The sequence below is a fragment of the Embleya sp. NPDC008237 genome (assembly GCF_042956465.1).
Taxonomy (GTDB): Bacteria; Actinomycetota; Actinomycetes; order Streptomycetales; family Streptomycetaceae; genus Embleya.
Window position 1 is genome coordinate 1 of record NZ_JBIBGL010000046.1, and the last position, 6014, is coordinate 6014.

At 70.6% G+C, this 6014-nt stretch carries 5 protein-coding genes; 4 read left to right on the forward strand and 1 reads right to left on the reverse strand.

Translation table 11 applies throughout. From position 1 onward, the window contains the following. Positions 1-466 precede the first annotated feature (466 nt). Positions 467-1300 carry an IclR family transcriptional regulator gene (locus ACFZBU_RS47840; protein WP_391590134.1) on the reverse strand — a complete coding sequence of 278 codons (834 nt, stop codon included), beginning with the start codon at positions 1298-1300 and terminating at the stop codon, positions 467-469. Positions 1301-1514: 214 nt separating this feature from the next. On the opposite strand from ACFZBU_RS47840, the gene ACFZBU_RS47845 reads away from it, so the two are divergent. From ACFZBU_RS47845 to ACFZBU_RS47860, 4 genes are all read left to right on the forward strand, one after another. Continuing rightward, positions 1515-2888: an aspartate aminotransferase family protein gene (locus tag ACFZBU_RS47845; RefSeq protein ID WP_391590135.1), complete on the forward strand. Its 1374-nt coding sequence runs from the start codon at positions 1515-1517 to the stop codon at positions 2886-2888. Then, a complete protein-coding gene (locus tag ACFZBU_RS47850) occupies positions 2888-4078 on the forward strand; it encodes a mandelate racemase/muconate lactonizing enzyme family protein (protein WP_391590136.1) in 1191 nt (396 codons plus the stop codon). Before ACFZBU_RS47845 ends, ACFZBU_RS47850 begins: the two co-directional genes overlap by 1 nt. Then, positions 4075-4935, forward strand: a complete 861-nt coding sequence (locus ACFZBU_RS47855) for an amidohydrolase family protein (RefSeq protein WP_391590137.1) — start codon at positions 4075-4077, stop codon at positions 4933-4935. The genes ACFZBU_RS47850 and ACFZBU_RS47855 overlap by 4 nt, the downstream gene beginning before the upstream one ends. Before the next feature lie 80 nt (positions 4936-5015). Then, complete coding sequence (locus tag ACFZBU_RS47860; protein ID WP_391590138.1) at positions 5016-5810, forward strand: SDR family NAD(P)-dependent oxidoreductase; 795 nt, start codon at positions 5016-5018, stop codon at positions 5808-5810. The last annotated feature ends 204 nt before the right edge of the window (positions 5811-6014 follow it).

The following is a 6014-nucleotide window of genomic DNA, read 5'->3' on the forward strand; positions in this document are numbered from 1 at the left end:
GGCGGCCGGGCCCGTCGTGGCTGCGGCCAGCAGCAGACCGCCCAGGCCGCCCGCGGCGAGCAGCCGGCGACGGGAGGACGCGGGAGCGGGAGCCCGCGTCGGAACGGTGGTGGAAGTTTCGGGGGACGTGCTCATCGGGACCTCGGCCTTCGGCGGCAGGGGGGTGAGGATGCTTCCCGTGACACGTGCCGATGCGGCGTTCCCAACCGGTGGGAAACGCGCGGCGGATGGCTTGGGGTGGGCTGCTCGGCGCGGTGACGGACCGTCAACCCCAGGGCCGGAAACCGGGCACGATTCGTGGCAGCGAACGTGCGGGCCCTGATGAGTCAAGGAACGTAGACCCGCACGACGATCCTGGTCAAGGCCTCGTGGCGGACTTTCATCGTCCGTGATCGGAGGAACACGATGGGGTCGCGACGGATCGTCCCGTCTCGACCCCATCGGTCCGATTGGGCACCGGCGACTTTCAGCCGGCGTCGACCTCGCCCTCGCCACTCTCCGTGCTGCCCAGCTCGCGGCTGACCCGCAGCGCGCCGGCCCGGACCTGGCGGCCCAGCTCCTGGAATCGCCAGCCGGGCAGGTCCAGCTTGAGGCCGGTGATGCTGATCGCACCCACGCACAGGTCCCGGTGGTCGCGGACCGGGCTGCCGATGCAGAAGATCCCGTCCGCGTCCTCCTCGTCGTCCAGCGCGTAGCCGGTCTGCCGGATGTCGCGCAGGTGCGCGAGCAGGGTCGCGGTGTCGGTGATCGTGTGCGACGTGCGCCGGGGCAGGCCGGAGCGCTCGATCACCGCGCGCGCCTCGGCCTCCGGCAGCGCGGACAGGATGGCCTTGCCCAGTCCGGTGCAGTGCGGCAGCTCGCGCACGCCCATCCGCAGGTCCAGCCGCACCCGCTGCTCTATGCCGACCTGGTCCACGACCACCGCGAGCCCGCCCTCGGGCACCGCGAAGCGCGCGGCCATGCCGGTCTCCCTGGTCAGTTCGGCCAGCACCGGCCGGGCCACGTCGCGCAGGGACACCTGCGACTGGGCCCGATCACCGAGCCGGGCCAGGCCCATCCCGAGCCGGTAGCGCCGATTCATCCCTTCCCCGTCGTCCGAGACGAAGCCGTAGCCGCGCAGGGTCTGGAGCAGTCCGAAGGTGGCGCTCTTGGAGATCCCGCAGGCCTGACCGACCTCGGTGACGCTCATGCCGTCCCCCGGACCACGTGTGGAGAGCACCTCGAGGATGTCCGCGGCCCGGGCGACGGACTTCACCCAGTACTTCGACTCCTCGACATTCTCGTTAACGCTGTTCGACATAGCAGAACACATTACCGGTCCGGACCTCTTGACTGGTTTGTACATCCAAATGTAAGGTCTGGAACTGTTCGGTCCTGCCGAACAGTGTTCAGAAAACACGGTGTAGAGCAAATGCAACACCTGCGACGCGTGCCGAAGGCGGATGGCGCCGGCGATCCACGGCCTGGCAGGGCCGCGGATCCGAACGGTCACGAACGACGCAAGGAGCCCACCGATGAGTGTCGGCACAGCCGCCACCGACTCCCTTCCCGCCCGAGCCCTTCGGGTCATTCCGGGCGGGGTGAACAGCGGTCAGCGCCGGATCCCGGGTCTGACCGAGCTGGTCGTCACCGATACCAGCGGCGCGACCTTCACCGACGCCGAGGGTCGCGTCTTCACCGACTACCACTCCGCGTTCGGCCCGCCGCTGCTCGGCCACAACGACCCGGACGTGCAGCGCGCGGTGAGCGAGGCGGCGAGCCGCCTGGACCTGACCGGCGTGGCCGTCACCGAGGGCGAGGTCACCCTTGCCGAGACCCTGGTCGAGTTGGTCCCCTCGGTGGAGAAGGTGCTGCTCACCAGCACCGGCAGCGAGGCCACCTTCCACGCGCTGCGGGTCGCCCGCGCGGTCACCGGCCGCCGACTGATCGTCAAGTTCCAGGGCTGCTACCACGGTTGGCACGACTCGGTCAGCCTGAACGTGATCTCCTCGCCCGAGGCGGTCGGCGCACACGACCCGATCTCCACCGGCATCCTGCCCGAGGTGCTCGAAGCCACCCTGGTCCTGCCGTTCAACGACCCGGCCGCGGTGCGCGCCGCGTTCGCCGAGCACGGCAAGGACATCGCCGCGGTGATCCTGGAGCCGATCCCGCACAACGTCGGCTGCCTGCTGCCCGACCCCGAGTTCCTCGGCACGCTGCGCGAACAGTGCACCGCACACGGCTCGGTGCTGGTCTTCGACGAGGTGATCACCGGCTTCCGGCACGACCTCGGCGGCTACCAGAAGATCGCCGGCATCACGCCCGACCTCACCACGTTCGGCAAGGCCATCGCCAACGGCGCCCCGGTCGGCGCGCTCGGCGGCCGGGCCGACCTGATGGACCAGTTCAGCACCCTCCCCGGCGCCCCCGCGTTCTTCGCCGGCACCTACAACGGCCACCCGTGGGTGGTCGCCGCCGCCCTGGAGACACTGCGCAAGCTGCGCGAGGAACCGGTGCACGAGCACGTGTTCCGGCTCGGCGACCGGGTCCGCACCGGCCTGACCGAGATGTACACCCGGCTGGGCATCCCGGCCGTGGTCACCGGCTACGGCTCGGTGTTCGTCACCTACTTCATGTCCGGCGGCGTCCCGCGCAGCTACGACGATCTGCTCGCCAACGACGCCGGCCTGTTCATCGGCTACCGCCGCCGGCTCCTGGAGCACGGTGTGTTCGAGCTGCCGCTCAACCTCAAGCGCAGCCACATCTCGTACGCACACACCGACGCGGACGTCGACCACCTGATCGCCGCGACCGAACTGGCCGTGCAGGACGCGATCAAGGACGGCGGAATCGACGAGTTGACCGGCACGTCCACGATGGGCGGCGCGATCGAAGGGACTGCACGCTGATGTTGGTCGTCGACCGAACCCGACCCACCGGCCCGGCGGGCCGGATCACCCACGTCGAGACGCTGCTCCTGGGCACCGCGTGGCGCGACTTCGGCTACGTGCGGGTGCACACCGACCAGGGCCTGTCCGGGGTCGGCGAGATCACCCACCCGTACCGGGTCGCCGAAACCGCCGCGCTGGCCGAGGCGTTGGCGAACCGGCATCTGATCGGCGCCGACCCGTTCGACACCGAGGAGCTGTGGCTGCGGCTCTACCAGGGCGACTTCCTGCGCGGCGGCGACATCGGCGGAATCGCGCTGTCCGGCTTCGACCAGGCCATGCACGACCTGATGGGCAAGGCGCTCGGCGTCCCGGTGTACCGCCTCACCGGCGGCGCCTGCCGGAACAGGGTCCGGGTGTACGCGAACGGCTGGTACAACGGCGAACGCGAGCCCGACGTGTTCGCGGCCAAGGCCAAGGAGACCGTGGCCAAGGGCTACTCGGCGCTCAAGTTCGACCCGTTCGGGGCGGGCCTGCACGAGCTCTCCCGGGCCGAACTGCGGCAGTCCGTCGAGCTGGTCGGCGCGGTCCGCGAGGCGATCGGGCCGGACGTGGACCTGTTCGTCGAGGGTCACGCCAGGTTCGCGATGACCACCGCGTCCGCGCTGCTGCGAGCCCTGGAGCCGTTCGACATCGGCTGGTTCGAGGAGCCGATGCCGTGGACGCACATCGAGCGCTACGCGGAACTGCGCGCCCGCGCACCGTTCCCGATCTCCGGCGGCGAGCACTTCCACAACCGCTACGAGTACAAGCAGCTGTTCGCCACGAACGCGGTGGACATCATCCAGCCGGACCTGTCCATGGCGGGCGGCCTCACCGAGGTGCGCAAGCTTGCCGCGATCGCCGACACGCACGGCATCATGGTCGCCCCGCACAACTCCAACTCGCCGCTGTGCACCACGGTCTCCGTGCACGCCTCGCTCGGGATCACCAACTTCAAGATCCTGGAGACATTCGACGGGCTGCTGGAGCCGTTCGTCTTCGACGCGGTACGCGGCACGTTGCCGGTGACCGCCGACGGACACGTGGAGATCCCCACCGCGCCGGGCTTCGGCGTCGAGTTGGACGACGACGTGTTCGCCGAGCACCCGCCCACCCACCGGTTCTGGAACATGTTCTCGGACGGCTGGGAGAAGAGGAACCGCACGTGAGTTGCCGGCGATCGGGCATCGTCGACGTGCACTCGCATCTGTTCCGCCAGTGCTGCGACTTCGACGACGCGTTCAAGGCCGAGTCGGCCCGCGCACACGACGGCGAGGTCGACCTGACCGTGCGCTGGGCCGACTACGCGGCCTCCAGCCCGGCGGACACCCGGACCGTCGTGGTCGGCGGCAAGGCCCGGCGCAGCGGCCTGTGGGTGGAGGACAAGGCGGTCGCCGAGTACGTGGCCGGCCAACCGGATCGGCTGATCGGCTACCTGTCCATCGACCCGACCCAGGTCGGCTGGCAGGACGAACTTCGGTTCGGGCACCAGGAGTTGGGCCTGCGCGGGATCAAGCTGATGCCGATGTACGCGGGCTTCGACCCGGGTGATCCGCAGTACGACCCGCTGTTCGCCTACGCCGAGGCCAACGGCCTGCCGATCCTGGTGCACACAGGGACCACGTTCGTCTCGGCCGCGCCGATCGCCTACGCCCAGCCCAGGCTGCTGGACCCGGTCGCGATCCGCCATCCGGAACTGCGGATGGTGCTCGCGCATCTGGGCCACCCGTTCGAGGGCGAGTGCATCGCGGTGATCCGCAAGCACCCGCACCTGTACGCCGATGTCAGCGCGCTGCACTACCGCCCGTTCCAGCTGTGGCACAGCCTGCGGCTGGCCCAGGACTACGGCGTGCTGCACAAGTTGCTGTTCGGCAGCGACTACCCGTTCACCACGGTGGACGCGTCGGTGGCGGGCCTGCGTGCGGTGGCCGCGGTGCCGGGCATTCCGGGGCTGCCGCCGCTGGATCGGGACGCGGTCGAGGAACTGATCTTCCGGGACGCGCTGCCGCTGCTGGGGTTGTCGTGACCGGCCCCTCGGCGCCCGGCCCCTCGGCCCCCGGGAACGGGGGCACCCCACCGCTCGGCGGGCCCGGGGCGACCTTCGCGCTGACCGATCGCACCGCCCTGGTCACCGGCGCCGCCGGCGGCCTGGGGCGGGCGTTCGCGGTCGCGCTCGCGGCGGCGGGCGCCGACGTCGTGCTCACCGACCGGCCGGGCGTGGACCTCACCGAGACGAGCGCCCTGGTCGAGGCCACCGGCCGGACCGCCCGGGTCCGGCCGTTCGACCTGGCCGACACCGAGGGGTTGGCCGGCTACGTGGACGGGTTGCGGGCCGAGATCGGGCCGCTGCACATCCTGGTCAACAACGCGGGCACGGCCGCCCTGGAGCGGTTCAACGAGGTCACGGTGGCGAGTTGGCGCCGGGTGCTCGCGGTCAACCTGGACGCGGTCTTCTTCCTGTCCCAGCGGGTCGCCGAGCACATGATCGCGGATCGCGTACCGGGCCGGATCATCGCGGTGACCTCGAAGAACGCACACGTGGCCGAGGCCGGTCTGGCCCACTACAACGCCTCCAAGGCGGGCGTGGACCTGCTGGTGCAGAGTCTGGCGGTCGAACTGGCGCCGCACGGCATCACCGTCAACGCGGTGGCCCCGGGCATGGTCGAGACTCCCATCGACGGCGAATTCCCGCTCGATCGCGAGCCGTTCGAGGCCGCCTACCGCGAGCGCATCCCGCTCGGACGGTATGCGACCCCCGACGAGTGCGCGGGCGCCGTGGTCTTCCTGGCCTCGCCCGCCGCGTCCTACGTGACCGGCACCCGGATCGTCGTGGACGGCGGTGTGCTCGCCGACCAGATGCCCCGGATGCGCTACATGCCGCCGTACCGCAACTCGCTTTGATTCACCGGCGGGTGCGGGCCGCTCCGCTTCGCGGGTGGCCCGCACCCGCCACATACCCCCCTTCGTGCACGGATCGAGAAAGTGAGCGGGACCCCCATGTCCTCACTCGGTTCTTCCCCTTCGTCGTCCCGCCGCCGGTTGTTGGCCGCGGGTGGATTGGGCGGGCTGCTGCTCGCCGGCACGGCGGCCGCGGGTACCGCCTCG